This window comes from Mesorhizobium sp. M0991, from assembly GCF_040318915.1.
Taxonomy (GTDB): Bacteria; Pseudomonadota; Alphaproteobacteria; order Rhizobiales; family Rhizobiaceae; genus Mesorhizobium.
This window is the reverse complement of sequence record NZ_JAMYNE010000002.1, coordinates 75,696-90,420: the sequence shown is the minus strand read 5'-3', so window position 1 is coordinate 90,420 and position 14,725 is coordinate 75,696. Positions and strand designations below refer to the sequence as shown.

The window sequence follows — 14,725 nt, the reverse complement described above, 5'->3', positions numbered from 1 at the left end:
GAGCGAGATGAGCGGTGAAACCGAAATCGTCGACCTCTTCGTCATCGGCGGCGGCGTCAATGGCGCCGGGATCGCGCGCGATGCGGCAGGCCGGGGCCTGTCGGTCATTCTTTGCGAAAAAGACGATCTCGCCGAGGGCACCAGTTCGCGATCGGGAAAGCTCGTTCATGGCGGTTTGCGTTATCTCGAATATTACGAGTTCCGCCTGGTGCGCGAGGCGCTGATCGAGCGCGAGGTGCTGCTCGAATCCGCGCCGCACATCATCTGGCCGATGCGCTTCGTGCTGCCACACAGCCCCGATGACCGGCCGGCCTGGCTGGTCCGGCTCGGCCTGTTCCTCTACGACCATCTTGGCGGCCGCAAGCGGCTGCCGGCCACGCGCACGCTCGACCTGCGCACCGCGCCAGAAGGCGCGCCGATCAAGGACGCCTTCAAGCGCGGCTTCGAATATTCCGACTGCTGGGTCGACGACGCCCGCCTGGTCGTCATCAACGCGCTCGACGCCGCCGAGCGCGGAGCCAGGATATTCACCCGCACCGCCTGCATTGCCGCCCGTCGCGAAAACGGCCTGTGGTCGGTGGAGATGCGCGACGGTCGAACCGGCGTCAGGACCACAGTCCGGGCACGGGCGCTGATCAATGCCGCCGGTCCCTGGGTCAATGACGTCATCAACCGCGTGGCTGGCCAGAACTCCAAGCGGAACGTGCGCCTGGTCAAGGGCAGCCACATCGTCGTGCCAAAATTCTGGGAAGGGCGACAGGCCTATCTCGTCCAAAACAGCGACAAGCGCGTGATCTTCATCAATCCCTATCAAAACGATCTCGCGCTGATCGGTACCACCGATATTCCCTATGACGGGCGGCCGGAGGACGTGACCGCGGATGCCGGCGAGATCGATTATCTGATCAAGGTGGTCAACCGCTACTTCAAGCGCCAGCTTGCGCGCAGCGACGTCGTTCGTTCGTTTTCCGGCGTCAGGCCGCTCTATGACGACAATGCCGACAATCCGAGCGCGGTGACCCGCGATTATATTTTCGAACTCGACGCTTCGGCAGGGCAGGCGCCGCTGCTTTCCGTCTTCGGCGGCAAGATCACCACCTTCCGTAAATTGGCCGAGCACGCGCTGGACCGCATCGCCCCGTTCTTTCCGAAGATGGGCAAGCCGTGGACCTCGAAAGGGCATCTGCCGGGCGGCGATATCGCCAATGCCGATTTCGAGCAGTTCCTCGGTGACCTCGGCCACGAATATCCCTGGATGCCGGCATCGCTGGTCAAGCATTATGGCCGACTCTACGGCACAAGGACGCGTGATCTGGTCGGCACGGCTGGTTCGCTCGCCGAACTGGGCCGGCGCTTCGGCAAGGATTTTTTCGAGCGCGAAGCCAACTACCTGTTCGAGCACGAATGGGCCGAGACCGCGGCCGATATTCTCGAACGACGCACCAAGCATGGCCTGCATCTGTCCGGCGCGGAAAGAGAAGCGTTCGAAGACTGGTGTTCGAGTCGGCTGGCGAAGGCCGGCTGATGGCTTTTGCGCTATCCCTCAACACCAATCCGCTGGTCAACCGTTTTGCCGAGCCGGACGACCTGATCGATACGATCGCCTACGCGATCGGCATCCGAGACGTTCAGCTCACGCATGAGTTCGTCAATCCCGGCTGGCCGGCGGCGACGATCGCCAAATTCATCCGCCTGTTCCGCTCCGCTCTCACCCGCACCGGTGTGCGCGTAACATCGGCGATGACCGGCCCCTACGGCAGGCTCAATCATTTCGGCCATCCCGACGCCGACGTGCGGCGCTATTATGTCGACTGGTTCAAGACTTTTGCCGAAATTTCGGCCGAACTCGGCGCTGCCGGCATGGGCACGCAATTCGCGATCTTCACCCATCGTGACTACGACGATCCTGAGCGTCGCGCGCGGCTTTTCGACATCGCGCTGGAATGCTGGCGTGAGGTTGCCGAGCATGCCCGGGCCGCCGGCTTGACCTACCTGTTCTGGGAGCCGATGTCGGTCGGCCGCGAATTCGGCCACACGATCGAGAGCTGCCGCGCGCTGCAGCGCGAAATCAATGCGACCGGCACGGCGATCCCGCTCAAGATGATGGTCGACATCGACCATGGCGACGTGACGTCGAGCAATCCGGACGACATTGACCCTTATGCCTGGGCCGAAGCTTTTCCAAAGGAATCGCCGATCATCCACATCAAGCAATCGTCGATGAACAAGGCTGGCCATTGGCCGTTCATTGCCGCCCACAACAAGGACGGCCGCATCACGCCGGAAAAGCTGCTGGAGACGATTCGCCGGGGCGGCGGCATCGGCAACGAGATCTGCCTCGAATTGTCGTTCCGCGAACGCGAGCCGGTCGACCATCAGGTCGTCGCCATGATCCGCGAGTCGGTCGACTACTGGGCGCCCTTCATCGAGACCGGCAGGGCCGATCTGTTGCCGCGAGCATGATGGGATGAGCAGGAGCCGAGGCGGCTCCTGCTCAGAACCGGAATATGTCAGCCAAATTTCGGATCGAGGCTTCCGGACTTGTAGCGTTTGGCCATTTCCGGCAGCGGCAGCGGCTTGATCTTGGAAGCGTTGCCGGCGGTGCCGAATTGCTCGAAGCGCTCCTTGCACAGCTTCCGCATGGCTGCCATTGCCGGCGTCAGATATTTGCGCGGATCGAATTCGCTCGGATTCTCGGTCAGCACCTTGCGGATCGCGCCGGTCAGCGCCATGCGGTTGTCGGTATCGATATTGATCTTGCGCACGCCATGCTTGATGCCGCGCTGAATCTCCTCGACCGGCACGCCCCATGTCGGCTTCATCTGGCCGCCATATTTGTTGATGATCTCCTGCAACTCCTCCGGCACCGAGGACGAGCCGTGCATGACGAGATGCATGTTAGGCAAGCGGCGGTGGATTTCCTCGATGACGTTCATGGCCAGTACAGCGCCGTCCGGCTTGCGGCTGAACTTGTAGGCGCCGTGGCTGGTGCCCATGGCGACTGCCAGCGCATCGACATGGGTGTCGCGCACGAACTGTTCGGCCTGTACCGGATCGGTCAGCAACTGGTCGTGGCTGATGACGCCCTCGACGCCATGGCCGTCTTCCTGTTCGCCGCCGCCCATCTCAAGCGATCCAAGAACGCCGATCTCGCCTTCCACCGACACGCCGCCCCAATGCGCCATGTCGACGACGCGGCGGGTGATGCCGGAATTATAGGCGTAGTCGGCGGGTGTCTTGCCGTCCTCCTTTAGCGATCCGTCCATCATCACCGAAGTGAAGCCGTGCTGGATCGCGGTGACGCAAGTGGCTTCGTTGTTGCCATGGTCGAGATGCATGCAGACCGGGATATCGGGATGGATTTCGACCAGCGCATCGATCAGTTTGGCAAGCACGACGTCGTTGGCGTAGGCCCGCGCGCCGCGGCTCGCCTGCAGGATGACCGGCGATTTGGTCTCCTCGGCGGCCTCCATGATAGCGAGGCCCTGTTCCATATTGTTCATGTTGAAGGCAGGCACGCCATAGCCGTATTCGGCGGCATGATCGAGCAATTGTCTCAGTGTGATGCGAGCCACTCAGTAGTCTCCCGTATCCGGTTTCGAGCCAGTGTTTGCGGGCTGTTCGGTTGTCGTCGAGCCCCTGATGCTTCTGGCCGCATTTCCGCGGCACCGCAACCGCTGGGCGCTCGGCCGGCAGCAATTCTTGTTACAGCACGCGACCAGAAGCGTCATGATATCTCATAGAGACATAACATTATCACAAAAAATTTGGTGGCTGTGCGACGTTTCCTGTTATATCTCGGAACGTGCGTTCGGGTTGCACGAGGAATCCGCGGAAATGAAGAGCGACGGCCGCCGGCAAGGCATCATGGATTTTCTGATGGACACCGGCACCGCCAGTGTCGACGATCTTGCCTCGCGCTTCGGCGTCTCCAAGATGACCGTCCACCGTGATCTCGACGAGCTCGAGGAAAGCGGTTTTCTGCGCAAGGTGCGCGGCGGCGCCTCGATCCAGCCGAGCAGCCTTTTCGAGAGCGATTTCCGTTACCGCCAGCGGCTGGCCGGCGATGAAAAGCAGCGCATCGCCGCCGCCGCCGTGACGATGATCGAACCGGGCCAGACGGTGATTATCGACGATGGCTCAACCGCGGGCGGCGTTGCTCGGCACCTTGCCGATCTGCGTCCGCTGACGGTGATCTCGAACAACCTGGCTGTCATCCAGGATTTGGCGGGCGTTGCCGGGATTAACCTGATTGCGCTCGGCGGCCAGTACAGCAAGAAGTTCCACGGCTTCTTCGGCCTGCTCGCCGAGGACACGCTGAAATCATTGCGCGCCGATGTCGCTTTCCTGTCGTCATCGGCCATACATGGTGCCTCTGCCTTTCACCAAGATCAGGAAGTGGTCCAGACCAAACGGCTGATGATGGCCGCAGCCGCGCGCAAATATCTGCTGGTCGATCATGGGAAATTCGGCCGCACCGCCTTGCATTTCCTGACCGATCTCAAGGCTTTCGATACCGTCTTCACCGGCCGCGAGCCGCAGCCGCAGATGCGCGCGGCGCTGGATGGTGCTGGCGTTTCGCTGACAGTGATCGCAGAGTAGGAGAGCACGCATGGTTTACTGGGTCGGCACCAGCTGGAAAATGAACAAGACGCTCGCCGAGGCGATGGCTTTCGCCGATGCATTGGCCGAGTTCGTCCCCGGTTTCGACGAGCGCATTCAGCCCTTCGTCATCCCGCCCTTCACGGCGATACGCGAGGTCAAGAAAGCGCTGTCGCCGGCGCGCATCAAGGTCGGCGCGCAGAACATGCATTGGGCTGACGCTGGCGCCTGGACCGGCGAGATCTCGCCGATAATGCTGAAAGACTGCGAACTTGATATGGTAGAGTTGGGCCACAGCGAACGGCGCGAGCATTTCGGCGAGACCGACAAGGCTGTCGGGCTGAAGACTGCGGCGGCGGTGAAGCACGGTCTCGTGCCACTGATCTGCGTCGGCGAGACCTTGGCTCAACGCGACAGCGGCCAGGCCGATGCGGTGCTGGCCTTGCAGGTGCACGGCGCGCTGCAGTTTCTCGAAGGCGCGGCCAAGGCGGCGACTATCCTGTTCGCCTATGAGCCGGTCTGGGCGATCGGTGACAAGGGTGTGCCGGCAAGCTCGGACTATGCCGGCCGACAGCAGGCGCTGATCAAGAAAATCGCCGGCGACCTCCTGCCGGCCATACCGCCGGTGCTTTATGGCGGCAGCGTCAATCCGCAAAATGCCGCCGAACTGATCGGACAGTCTCATATCGACGGCTTGTTCATCGGCCGTTCCGCCTGGCAGGCGGAAGGCTATATAGACATCCTCAAACGCGCCTCGGCGGCGATCTAAGCATCGAACAAGAAGGAAACCGAACATGAAAATAGCCATTGGAGCCGACAGCGCCGGCAAGCCGCTGCTCGACGTCATTGCCTCTCACCTCGCCACCAAGCCCGGCCTCACGGTCAATGACCTCAGCCAGGCGGGCTACTATGCCGACCTGTCGCAGAAGCTCGCCCAGACCATCCTGGACGGCGAGAACGATCGCGGCATCCTGTTTTGCGGCACCGGGATCGGCGTATCCATTTCCGCCAACAAGGTGCCCGGCATTCGCGCCGCACTCACCCACGACACCTATTCGGCAGAGCGCGCCGCAAAATCCAACAACGCCCAGATCATTACCATGGGCGCCCGCGTCATTGGCCCGGAACTGGCCAAGTCGATCGTCGACGCATGGCTCGCATCGGAATTCGATGAGAAGGGACCATCGGCAGGCAATGTCCAGGCCATCGACAGGCTCGACGCGGCGAAGCGGGGTTAGACCAGACTGTTCCGCATCGCATTGATGATCGTCACGGCCGACGCGGCGCCGGGATCCATGTGCCCGAGCGACCGCTCGCCGAGCCGCGACGAGCGGCCCTTCGCGGCGATCATGTCCTTGGTCGCCTCGGCGCCGCGCTCAGCCGCGGCGAACGCAGCGTCAAGACTTTCGGCCAGCGTCTTGCCGGCGCCTTGGGCTGCGGCGGCCGCTTGCGCCGCCGGCAGCCAGGCGTCGACCATGGTCTTTTCGCCGAGCTCGGCCTTGCCGCGATCCTGGATGCCTTGCGCCATCGCCCGGAGCATGGCGATGACGTCAGCGTCCTCCAGAATTGCCTTGCCTTTGACGGCGACGGCACCGCGCATGAAGGCCGTCGCATAGAGCGGGCCTGACGAGGCGCCGACGGCGTTGAGGAACGACTTTGCCGCGGTGTTGAGCAATGCCGTCGGCTCGGTCGACGCATCGATCTGGTCCAGCGCGTCGCGCACAGCGCCAAAGCCGAGCGCCATCGCAATGCCGTGGTCGGCATCGCCGATGACGCCGTCGAGCCGGCAGAGCCGGTCCTTGTCGGCATCGATCGCCGCGGCGATCGCATTGAACATTCTTTTCAAGCCGGCTGTGTCGATCGAGGTCATGATGCCCTCTCAGCCGGCACGGAACATGGCGCAGTCGCAGGGATGGTCGAGCATCTCCTGCAACTCGCCGTCGAGATGCATCAGCGTCACCGAGGCGCCGGCCATTTCGAGCGAGGTGCAATAATTGCCGACCCAGGTCGCATGGACAGCGACACCGATGTCATCGAGCCTGTGCTTGACCCGTCGGTTCATGACGTAAAGTTCCATCAGCGGCGTCGAGCCGAGCGAATTGACGAGCACAGCGACCTTGTCGCCTCGCGCCGGCGCCATCTCGTCGAGGATATTGTCCAGCATCTCGTCGGTGATCTCGTCGGCAGTAATCAGTTTTCCGCGCCCAATGCCGCGCTCGCCATGGATGCCCATGCCGATCTCCATCTCGTCCAGTCCGATCTCGAAATTGGGCCGGCGGGTCTGCGGCAGCGAGCAGGGCGACAGCGCCACGCCCATGGTGAAGGTGTAATCGTTGGCCTTCCTGGCGATGCGCTCGCATTCGTCGAATGACAGCATCCGGTCGCAGGCGGCACCGGCGGCCTTGAAGATGAAGAAATTGCCGGCGACGCCGCGTCGCTTCTGCCTCTGGTCGCGTGGCGCCGAGGCGACGTCGTCGGTGGTCAGCACGGTGCGCACTTCGATGTCGTCCATTGCCGCCATTTCGGCGGCCATGTCGAAATTCATCACGTCGCCGGCATAGTTGCCATACATGAACAGCACGCCAGCACCGCCGCTGGCCGCCTTGGCGCATTCAAGGATCGGGTCCGGCGGCGGCGAGGCGAAGACATTGCCGATGGCCGCGGCGTCGGCCAGCCCCTTGCCGACGAAGCCGAGGAAGGTCGGCTCGTGGCCCGAGCCGCCGCCGATGACGAGGCCGACCTTGCCGGGGCGTGGGCCGTCGCGGGCGATGATGGAGCGGGGGCTTCCGTCCGCGCTTTTAAGCTGGCGGGGATGCGCGGCCAGGATGCCTTCCAGCATCTCGTCGACCGTGCGGTTGCCGTCATTGATGATCTTCTTGGTCTGCACCTGCATCCTCCCGATTTCGGTATTTTCGCAGATAGTACAGCGTGTTACCGGGATTTCCACCCGGGGACGGACATTTCACGCGGCGATGCGTTCCAGCGCGGCCAGGATCTGCACGCAGGCATTGGCTGCCTCTTTGCCCTTGACCTGGAAGTGTTCGAAGAAGAAGCGGTGATGGTCCGCGCTGTCATGGTAGTTGTGCGGCGTCAGCACCGCCGAAAGCACCGGCACGCCAGTCGACAATTGCACGGTCATCATACCGTCGATGACCGCACTTGCCACGAATTCATGCCGGTAGATGCCGCTATTGACGACGAACGCGGCGCCGAGGATAGCGGCATAGCGGCCGGTCTCGGCAAGCGTTTTTGCATGCAGGGGAATCTCATAGGCGCCTGGCACATCGAAGACATCGACGGCAAAGCGTTTCTCTCCGAGAACCGCCAGTTCCGCCTCGAATGCTTCAACGCATTGGTCGACGATATCGGCGTGCCAGCGCGCCCGAATGACGGCAAAGCGGATCGTTTCATAGTCGTTGTGGGAATGCTGATTCATGGGTCCATCTTTCCGTTTCGATCCAGAATCAGGACGCACGATACGGAATCCGAACCGCGAAAGCGGACCGTCTTCCGTTCGTTCTCTTCCATCCGGACTGTGACCGTCGGCTCCGGAATCACACCGGATCTGCTGACCCTTCCGGCTAACCGGAAAGCGCTCGCGGGCTTGGGCCGAGACCCTTACCGCCGGTGGGGACTTTCACCCCGCCCTGAGAACATTGACGGCGTTTGTATGGAAGGCCGCATTACCGATGTCAATCGACGCCGTGGCTGGAGCTGTAATCTCCCCCCTTGAGGGGGAGATGGCCGGCAGGCCAGAGGGGGTCGTCTCACGTAGAGCGCCAACATCTTCTCGGCCTAGAAGGCGCGGGCGCTCCACACGCTGCGACCCCTCTGTCGCCTCCGGCGACATCTCCCCTCAAGAGGGAGATCATCCGCGCTCGGGAAACATCGCCCTCAGGCCTTCGCGTGAGGCCGTAGCGACACCGCGTTCCGTGATCAAGCCGGTGACCAGCCGCGCCGGCGTCACGTCGAAGGCCGGATTGGCCGCCGGCGTGGCTTCCGGCGATACGCGGACCTGGGCGATCTCGCCGGAAGCCGTCTTGCCCCAGACCAGCGAGACCTCGTCGGGCGAGCGCTGTTCGATCGGGATTTCGGCCAGCCCGTCGCCCACGGTCCAGTCGATTGTCGGCGACGGCAGCGCTACATAGAACGGCACGTCGTTGTCGTCGGCGGCGAGCGCCTTGAGATAGGTACCGATCTTGTTGCAGACATCACCGTTGGCGGTGGTCCTGTCGGTGCCGACGACGACCATGTCGATCTGGCCGCGCTGCATCAGATGGCCGCCGGCATTGTCGACGATCAACGTATGCGGCACACCGTGGCCGGCCATCTCCCAGGCGGTCAATTGGGCACCCTGGTTGCGGGGTCGCGTTTCGTCGACATAGACATGGACTGGAATGCCGGCTTCCGTCGCCAGATAGATCGGCGCAGTGGCGGTGCCGTAGTCGACGGTGGCCAGCCAGCCGGCATTGCAGTGGGTCAGGATATTGACTGGTTCGCCCGGCTGCTTGCGCGCCGCGATCGCCTTGATGATTTCGAGCCCATGGGCGCCGATGGCGCGGTTGAGGCCGACATCCTCGTCGGCGATCTCGCCGGCACGTCGATACGCAGCCGCGGCACGTTCTGCCAGGGGAAGCGTCAGCAGGAAGCGCTGCATTTCGTTCAGCGCCCAGCGCAAATTGATCGCCGTCGGGCGCGTTTCGTGCAAGGTTGCCCAGACCGCGTCGAGCGCCGCATCCGACGGATCGTCGGCCATCTGCATGGCTACGCCATAGGCGGCGGTGACGCCGATCAGTGGCGCCCCGCGCACCCACATGTCGCGGATTGCCGTGGCGATGCCGGCGACGGTATCGATCTTTTCGATGCGGAAATCATGCGGCAGCCAGCGCTGGTCGATGATCTCCACCGAACGCCCGTCGTCGCTCGGCCAGATGGTACGGTAGTGGCGGTCGCCGACGTTCAAATCCTGCTCTCCCGTTCGATCAGCGCGGCCAATTGATTGACCTCGTCGATGCTGTGGATCTGGCGCCGGTTGACGGCGAGGTGACGGCCGAATTTCAGCGCCCTTGCTTCACATCTGGCGCGCAGATCCGGATCGGCAATGGTCTCGAAATCAGCATTATGGGCAAGGCCGAGAATGCGCCGGTGAACCTCGACGCCGGCAAAGCCGAGCAGATCGGTCCAGATCGAATGCAGCATGTGGTCGAGCGCCTGCTCGGCGCCAAGCCTGTCGCCCTGATCTTCGAACAGGCTCTTCTGGTAGAGCATGCCGGTACGCTCGGTTCGCCACAGATGCGAGAACTCGCTGCGGAACACCGACCATGTCTCGACCGTAACGCCGAGCAGATAGTCGCGCATGGCGTCGCGGCTTCCGCCCTGTTCATGGCCGCGCTGCGAGAAGAACGCCATCCAGAAATTGGCGAGCAGCATGCCGACGTCGAAGGCGATCGGGCCGTAGAAGGCGAATTCGGGATCGATCATCCGCGTTTCGGTGTCGGTGACCATGATCGAGCCGGAATGCAGGTCGCCATGCAGCAGCGTCTCCGCATTGGCGGCGAAGATGTGCTTCATGCGCTGCGCCTCGACCTTGAGGTCGCGGTCGGCGCGCAGCTCGGCGACAATGCCATCGAGCTGCGGGCTGGTGTGCCGGTTCATCTTGGCATCGAAATACGGATCCGAGAAAACCAGGTTCTCGGTGATGTCGCAGAGTTCGACATTGTCGGCGAACAGCGCCAGATCGGCCTTGCGGGCCTTGGTCGCCATATGCAGGTCGGAGCCGCGAAACAACGTGCGGGCCATGAACAGGCCGATGTCTTTCGCGATGTTGGGCAGTTGCCGGCCCTCGATCAGCGCCCGCCGCAAGATAATGTGCGGCGACAGATACTCCATGATGATCAGCGCCTGGCCTTCATCGAAGTGGTAGATATCCGGCACCGAACCCGGCGCCCGTGCCTGTTGCCGCGTCAGCGCATGATATTCGAAGAAGGAGCGTTTTAGCGGCAGCGGCCAGCTGTCGCCGACCAGCCGGACATAGGGCAGGGCCTGCTTGACGACGGCCGCACCCTCAGCGCCTTCGACAATGAACACCAGGTTCAGATTGCCGTCGCCGACTTCACGAACCTTCCACTGGCTCGTGTCCTTGCCGATCTGCGAACGCAGGGCCTCGTTGGCACGGAGACGGCCCGCCAATGTCTCGACCGACAGTGCTTCGAACGGCGATTTCCCAGTCATCCTCACCTCCCGCTCATGTGCTCCGATGATAGCGGAGCCAACGCGGTCGGGCCAAGCTAGGAAGCCTGCTGGCAATTGTCAATCGTGTTGACAATTGCCGATATAGCCCATAGCGTCACGGTCAGGGAGGAACGAATGGGCAATGATGCCGTGTTCCGCGTCGACGGCCTGAGGAAATCCTTTGGCCATATCGAGGTGCTTGGCGGCGTCTCGCTCGAATTGCATGCCGGCGAAGTGACCGTGCTGATGGGCGCCAATGGCGCCGGCAAATCCACCCTCGTCAAGATCATCAGCGGTGTTTACGACCATGGCGGCGGCTCGATGTCGCTTGCCGGTCAGGATTTCGCCCCGAAAACGCCGGCGGAGGCGATCCGCGCCGGCGTCGTTACCGTCCACCAGAACATCAATGACGGTGTCGTCGCCGACCTCGACGTCGCCACCAATCTTACCCTCGACAGGTTGAGCGGCAGCGGCGTGCCGATGCTGTTCAATCCAGGCCGGGTGCGTCGCGAGGCCAAGGCGGTTGCCGACCGCATGGGACTGGTCATCGACCTCAAGGCCCGGATCAGCGATCTCTCTCTTGCCGACCGCCAGATGGTGGCGATCGCCCGCGCCATGGCACACCGGCCGAAAGTTCTGATCCTCGACGAGCCGACCTCCTCGCTGTCCAGTGCCGAGGCCGACCGGCTGTTCGCATTGCTCGACCGGCTCCGCCAGCAAGGCGTGGCCATTCTCTACATTTCGCACCGTATGTCTGACATCAGGCGGCTTGCCGATCGCATCATTTCGATGCGCGATGGGGTTATCTCAGGCATCTTCGACAAGAAGCCGCTGGATTACGAAGGTGCGGTCAACGCCATGCTCGGCCGCAAGATCCAGCTCGAGCGGATCGTCGCCAGGAATTCGGCCAAAGCAATTTTTGCCACGGACGGGTTGCGGATTGCAGAAGGCGCCCGGCCGATTTCGCTGACGCTCGGCGACGGCGAGGTCGTTGCCATCACCGGCCTTGTCGGCGTCGGCAAGACCGCGCTCGCCGAGACGCTGTTCGGCCTGCGCCAGCCGCTGGCCGGGACCATGATGCTGAACGGGAAACCCTATGCGCCGGAGTCGACGGGGGAAGCGATTGCCGCCGGTGTGTTTCTCGTCGCCAAGGACCGGGGCGAAAACGGCATCGTCGGCGACTTCAACATCCAGGAGAATATCAGCCTGCCGTTCCACAGGCGCATGTCGCGTCTCGGCGTCCTCAAGCGCCGCATCGAACGCGCCGTTGCCCGCCAGCAGATCCAGGAACTGGGCATCGTCTGCCGCTCGGAAAAGGACGAGATGTCCACCCTTTCGGGCGGCAATCAGCAGAAGGTGATGGTCGCCCGCTGGATGTCGCAGGGCGCAAGGCTTTTCATCCTCGACGAGCCGTTTCAGGGCGTCGACATTTCGGCCAGGCGCGATATCGCCGCCAAGCTGCGGGCCAGCGCCAGCGGCCGCGCGACGCTGCTGTTCGTCACCGAACTCGACGAGGCCCTGGAGACGGCCGATCGCATTCTGGTGCTGTCGGAGCAGACGATCGTCGGCGAGCACCGCAATACCGATGTCGATCTCGAGCGTCTGCTGGCCGAAGTAGCGGGCGGGCCGTTGCACAGCGCAGCCTGACGGCGGGAAGACAAAGAGAATTGGAATGGAGAGGGCATGAGTTCGGGTTGGATAAAGACGGCGTCAGCGTGCGGGAGCGCCGAATGATCCTGCGCGACAATGCTATTCGCTACGGCTTCATCGTTCTGTTGTTCGGGTTGATCGCCTATTTCGCCATCGCCGCCGACGGCTTCGTCTCGCCGCAAAGTGCTGTCTTCATCTTCCAGTCGGTCGCCATCACCGGCGTTCTGGCGCTCGGCGTCACCGCCACGCTGGTCGTCGGCGGCTTCGACCTGTCGATCGGCTCCGTCGCCACCAGCGCCATGATGGCGGCTGCCTATGTCATGGTGGTGCTGGAACAGAACGCCGTCGTGGCGGTCGTCGTCTGTCTCGTGATCGGCGCCGTCGTCGGCCTGATCAATGGCTGGCTGATCGTCTATATGCGGGTGCCGGACCTCTTAGCGACACTCGGCATGATGTTCCTGCTTGTCGGTCTGCAACGCATCCCGACCGAAGGCCGCTCGATCGCCACCGGCATGACCATGCCGGACGGCTCGGTCGCCAACGGCAGCTTCGGCGCCGCCTTTCTGGCGCTTGGCCGCCATCGCTTCGATTTCTTCATCCCGAACCTCATTCCGGTGTCGGTCGTCGTCCTGCTCGTGCTGGCGGTACTGATCTGGTTCTTTCTCGAATACACCCGTTTCGGGCGCATGATGTACGCGGTCGGCAGCAACGAACGCGCTGCCGAACTCGCCGGCGCGCCTGTCAAGGCATACAAAATCTGGGCCTACGTTATTTCGGGAGTATTTGCCTCGATCGGCGGCATTTTGCTCGCCGCCCGGCTTGGACGCGGCGACATCGCCTCGGGTAATAATCTGTTGCTCGACGCGGTGGCTGCTGCACTCATCGGTTACGCGGTTCTCGGCGCCGCCAAGCCAAACGCCTTCGGCACGGCCGTCGGCGCGGTGTTTGTCGGCGTGCTGCTGCAGGGCCTGACGATGATGAACGCGCCTTACTACACGCAGGATTTCGTCAAGGGCGTGGTTCTCGTGGTCGCCCTTGTCTTTACCTTCGCCCTGTCCGGCAGGGGCAGGAGATAGGGTTCGACCGGGTCACATTTTGGGTTCAACAAGTGGAGGAAGCGACGTGAACATCACAAGAAGACTTTTGGGGAAGGCAGCGCTCGGGCTTGCCGGCGCAACATTGCTGATGCAGATGCCGGCGATGGCGCAGGACAGGCCGGCGCCGTTCGACAAGCCGGGTGCCGTCAAGATCGCGCTGGTCCGCTATCTCTCGACCGGCGACTTCTTCCAGGCGTATTTGTCCGGTGTCGAAGCGCAGGCCAAGGCGCTCGGCGTCGACCTGCGCGTGCTCGACAGCCGCCAGGACGCGGCGCTTCAGGCGGACATGGTCGACCAGGCCATCGCGCTCGGCGTCCAGGGCATCATCATCCAGCACGGCTTGACGGAATCGATGAAGGACGCCGCCCAGCGCGCGGTCGACGCCGGCATCAAGGTCGTCGCCTTCGACGTCAATGTCGAAAACCCCAAGATCCCGCAGATCGAGCAATCCGACCGCGACCTCGCGCGCCTCGCACTCGAACAGGCGGTCAAGGACAATGGCGAGAGCTGGAAGGCCGGCTATGTCTATGTCGCCGGCATCGCGCCGCTCGACCGCCGCAACGAGACCTGGGTCGAATTCAAGAAGAAGTATGCAGGCATCGACGAAGTTGCCATGTTCGGCACGCTCGACAACCCGATCGCCAATTCGGTCGCCAACCAGGCCCGCTCGGTGTTGTCGGCCCACCCCGACATCAAGGTGATGTTCGCGCCCTATGACGAATTCGCCAAGGGCGTGAAGATCGCCGTCGACGAGGCCGGGCTGAACAAGGACATCAAGATCTATTCGGCCGACATCTCGACCTCGGACATCGCCGCGATGCGCGAGCCCGACAGCGCCTGGGCGGCAACCGCCGCTACCAACCCGGCCGTCGTCGGTCAGGTATCCGTGCGTGCGCTGGCGCAGCTTCTGGCCGGCGAAGATCCCGGCCACAACGTCATCGTGCCGCCGACGCTGATCACCCAGAAGGACCTGCTCGACAAGGACATCAAGAACATGGAGGATCTCTCGGCCAAGCTGCCGCAGTTCGCCCATGCCGATGTCGCAATGCCGGCCTGGATGCCGAACCCGAACGCGAAGTAGTCTTTCGCTATCGGCAAAGAAAAAGAGCGGCTCGCGGGCCGCTCTTTTTGTTGGTCCGGTGTTT

General features: G+C 62.8%; 14 protein-coding genes and 1 riboswitch. Of the genes, 8 read left to right on the top strand and 6 right to left on the bottom strand.

Features of this window, described 5'->3' with window-relative positions; translation table 11 throughout:
* Positions 1–7: 7 nt before the first annotated feature.
* A complete protein-coding gene (locus NKH70_RS04230; protein WP_352717872.1) occupies positions 8–1,525 on the top strand; it encodes a glycerol-3-phosphate dehydrogenase in 1,518 nt (505 codons plus the stop codon).
* Entirely contained in the window at positions 1,525–2,463 is a 939-nt protein-coding gene (locus tag NKH70_RS04225) for a sugar phosphate isomerase/epimerase family protein (RefSeq protein WP_353024938.1), read from the top strand. Before NKH70_RS04230 ends, NKH70_RS04225 begins: the two co-directional genes overlap by 1 nt.
* A gap of 47 nt (positions 2,464–2,510) precedes the next feature.
* On the opposite strand, the gene fba is transcribed toward NKH70_RS04225, so the two are convergent.
* The gene (gene fba / locus NKH70_RS04220; RefSeq protein WP_352717873.1) at positions 2,511–3,575 is read right to left on the bottom strand and encodes a class II fructose-bisphosphate aldolase; all 1,065 of its coding nucleotides are present in this window, start codon (positions 3,573–3,575) and stop codon (positions 2,511–2,513) included.
* A gap of 262 nt (positions 3,576–3,837) precedes the next feature.
* Here fba and NKH70_RS04215 point away from each other — a divergent pair, with 262 nt between their 5' ends.
* From NKH70_RS04215 to derI, 3 genes are read left to right on the top strand one after another with little or no spacing between them, the layout of a single operon-like run.
* Entirely contained in the window at positions 3,838–4,602 is a 765-nt protein-coding gene (locus NKH70_RS04215; RefSeq protein WP_292653840.1) for a DeoR/GlpR family DNA-binding transcription regulator, read from the top strand.
* Positions 4,603–4,612: 10 nt separating this feature from the next.
* Positions 4,613–5,371, top strand: a complete 759-nt coding sequence (locus NKH70_RS04210) for a triose-phosphate isomerase (RefSeq protein ID WP_352717874.1) — start codon at positions 4,613–4,615, stop codon at positions 5,369–5,371.
* Between the two features lie 25 nt (positions 5,372–5,396).
* A complete protein-coding gene (gene derI, locus NKH70_RS04205; protein WP_352717875.1) occupies positions 5,397–5,840 on the top strand; it encodes a D-erythrulose-4-phosphate isomerase in 444 nt (147 codons plus the stop codon).
* Here derI and dhaL read toward each other — a convergent pair.
* The 5 genes from dhaL to mtnK all read right to left on the bottom strand — a co-directional run bounded on the left by dhaL (position 5,837) and on the right by mtnK (position 10,833).
* Entirely contained in the window at positions 5,837–6,472 is a 636-nt protein-coding gene (dhaL, locus tag NKH70_RS04200; protein WP_352717876.1) for a dihydroxyacetone kinase subunit DhaL, read from the bottom strand. The two genes, derI and dhaL, sit on opposite strands and share 4 nt — an antisense overlap.
* A gap of 9 nt (positions 6,473–6,481) precedes the next feature.
* On the bottom strand, positions 6,482–7,495 hold the full coding sequence (locus tag NKH70_RS04195; protein WP_353024834.1) for a dihydroxyacetone kinase subunit DhaK: 1,014 nt from the start codon (positions 7,493–7,495) through the stop codon (positions 6,482–6,484).
* A gap of 69 nt (positions 7,496–7,564) precedes the next feature.
* Entirely contained in the window at positions 7,565–8,038 is a 474-nt protein-coding gene (locus NKH70_RS04190) for a 6,7-dimethyl-8-ribityllumazine synthase (protein ID WP_352717878.1), read from the bottom strand.
* A 76-nt stretch (positions 8,039–8,114) separates the two neighbouring features.
* Positions 8,115–8,261: riboswitch (FMN riboswitch) on the bottom strand.
* 209 nt (positions 8,262–8,470) lie between these two features.
* Positions 8,471–9,565: an S-methyl-5-thioribose-1-phosphate isomerase gene (gene mtnA / locus NKH70_RS04185; protein ID WP_352717879.1), complete on the bottom strand. Its 1,095-nt coding sequence runs from the start codon at positions 9,563–9,565 to the stop codon at positions 8,471–8,473.
* Positions 9,562–10,833 (bottom strand): S-methyl-5-thioribose kinase, encoded by a 1,272-nt coding sequence (gene mtnK / locus NKH70_RS04180; RefSeq protein ID WP_352717881.1) that lies wholly within the window; start codon positions 10,831–10,833, stop codon positions 9,562–9,564. The genes mtnA and mtnK overlap by 4 nt, the downstream gene beginning before the upstream one ends.
* 135 nt (positions 10,834–10,968) lie before the next feature.
* Between mtnK and NKH70_RS04175 the strand changes: the two genes are divergently transcribed.
* The 3 genes from NKH70_RS04175 to NKH70_RS04165 all read left to right on the top strand — a co-directional run bounded on the left by NKH70_RS04175 (position 10,969) and on the right by NKH70_RS04165 (position 14,661).
* Positions 10,969–12,480 (top strand): sugar ABC transporter ATP-binding protein, encoded by a 1,512-nt coding sequence (locus tag NKH70_RS04175; protein WP_352717882.1) that lies wholly within the window; start codon positions 10,969–10,971, stop codon positions 12,478–12,480.
* Positions 12,481–12,563: 83 nt separating this feature from the next.
* Complete coding sequence (locus NKH70_RS04170; RefSeq protein WP_292653853.1) at positions 12,564–13,559, top strand: ABC transporter permease; 996 nt, start codon at positions 12,564–12,566, stop codon at positions 13,557–13,559.
* A gap of 46 nt (positions 13,560–13,605) precedes the next feature.
* Positions 13,606–14,661: a substrate-binding domain-containing protein gene (locus NKH70_RS04165; RefSeq protein WP_352717884.1), complete on the top strand. Its 1,056-nt coding sequence runs from the start codon at positions 13,606–13,608 to the stop codon at positions 14,659–14,661.
* Positions 14,662–14,725: the final 64 nt, after the last annotated feature.

Excerpts from the sequence above, each read along its gene's own strand:
- NKH70_RS04230 (WP_352717872.1), top strand. The coding sequence starts at position 8 with ATGAGCGGTGAAACCGAAATCGTCGACCTCTTCGTCATCGGCGGCGGC.
- NKH70_RS04225 (WP_353024938.1), top strand. The coding sequence starts at position 1,525 with ATGGCTTTTGCGCTATCCCTCAACACCAATCCGCTGGTCAACCGTTTT.
- NKH70_RS04215 (WP_292653840.1), top strand. The coding sequence starts at position 3,838 with ATGAAGAGCGACGGCCGCCGGCAAGGCATCATGGATTTTCTGATGGAC.
- NKH70_RS04210 (WP_352717874.1), top strand. The coding sequence starts at position 4,613 with ATGGTTTACTGGGTCGGCACCAGCTGGAAAATGAACAAGACGCTCGCC.
- derI (WP_352717875.1), top strand. The coding sequence starts at position 5,397 with ATGAAAATAGCCATTGGAGCCGACAGCGCCGGCAAGCCGCTGCTCGAC.
- dhaL (WP_352717876.1), bottom strand. The coding sequence starts at position 6,472 with ATGACCTCGATCGACACAGCCGGCTTGAAAAGAATGTTCAATGCGATC.
- NKH70_RS04195 (WP_353024834.1), bottom strand. The coding sequence starts at position 7,495 with ATGCAGGTGCAGACCAAGAAGATCATCAATGACGGCAACCGCACGGTC.
- NKH70_RS04190 (WP_352717878.1), bottom strand. The coding sequence starts at position 8,038 with ATGAATCAGCATTCCCACAACGACTATGAAACGATCCGCTTTGCCGTC.
- mtnK (WP_352717881.1), bottom strand. The coding sequence starts at position 10,833 with ATGACTGGGAAATCGCCGTTCGAAGCACTGTCGGTCGAGACATTGGCG.
- NKH70_RS04175 (WP_352717882.1), top strand. The coding sequence starts at position 10,969 with ATGGGCAATGATGCCGTGTTCCGCGTCGACGGCCTGAGGAAATCCTTT.
- NKH70_RS04170 (WP_292653853.1), top strand. The coding sequence starts at position 12,564 with ATGATCCTGCGCGACAATGCTATTCGCTACGGCTTCATCGTTCTGTTG.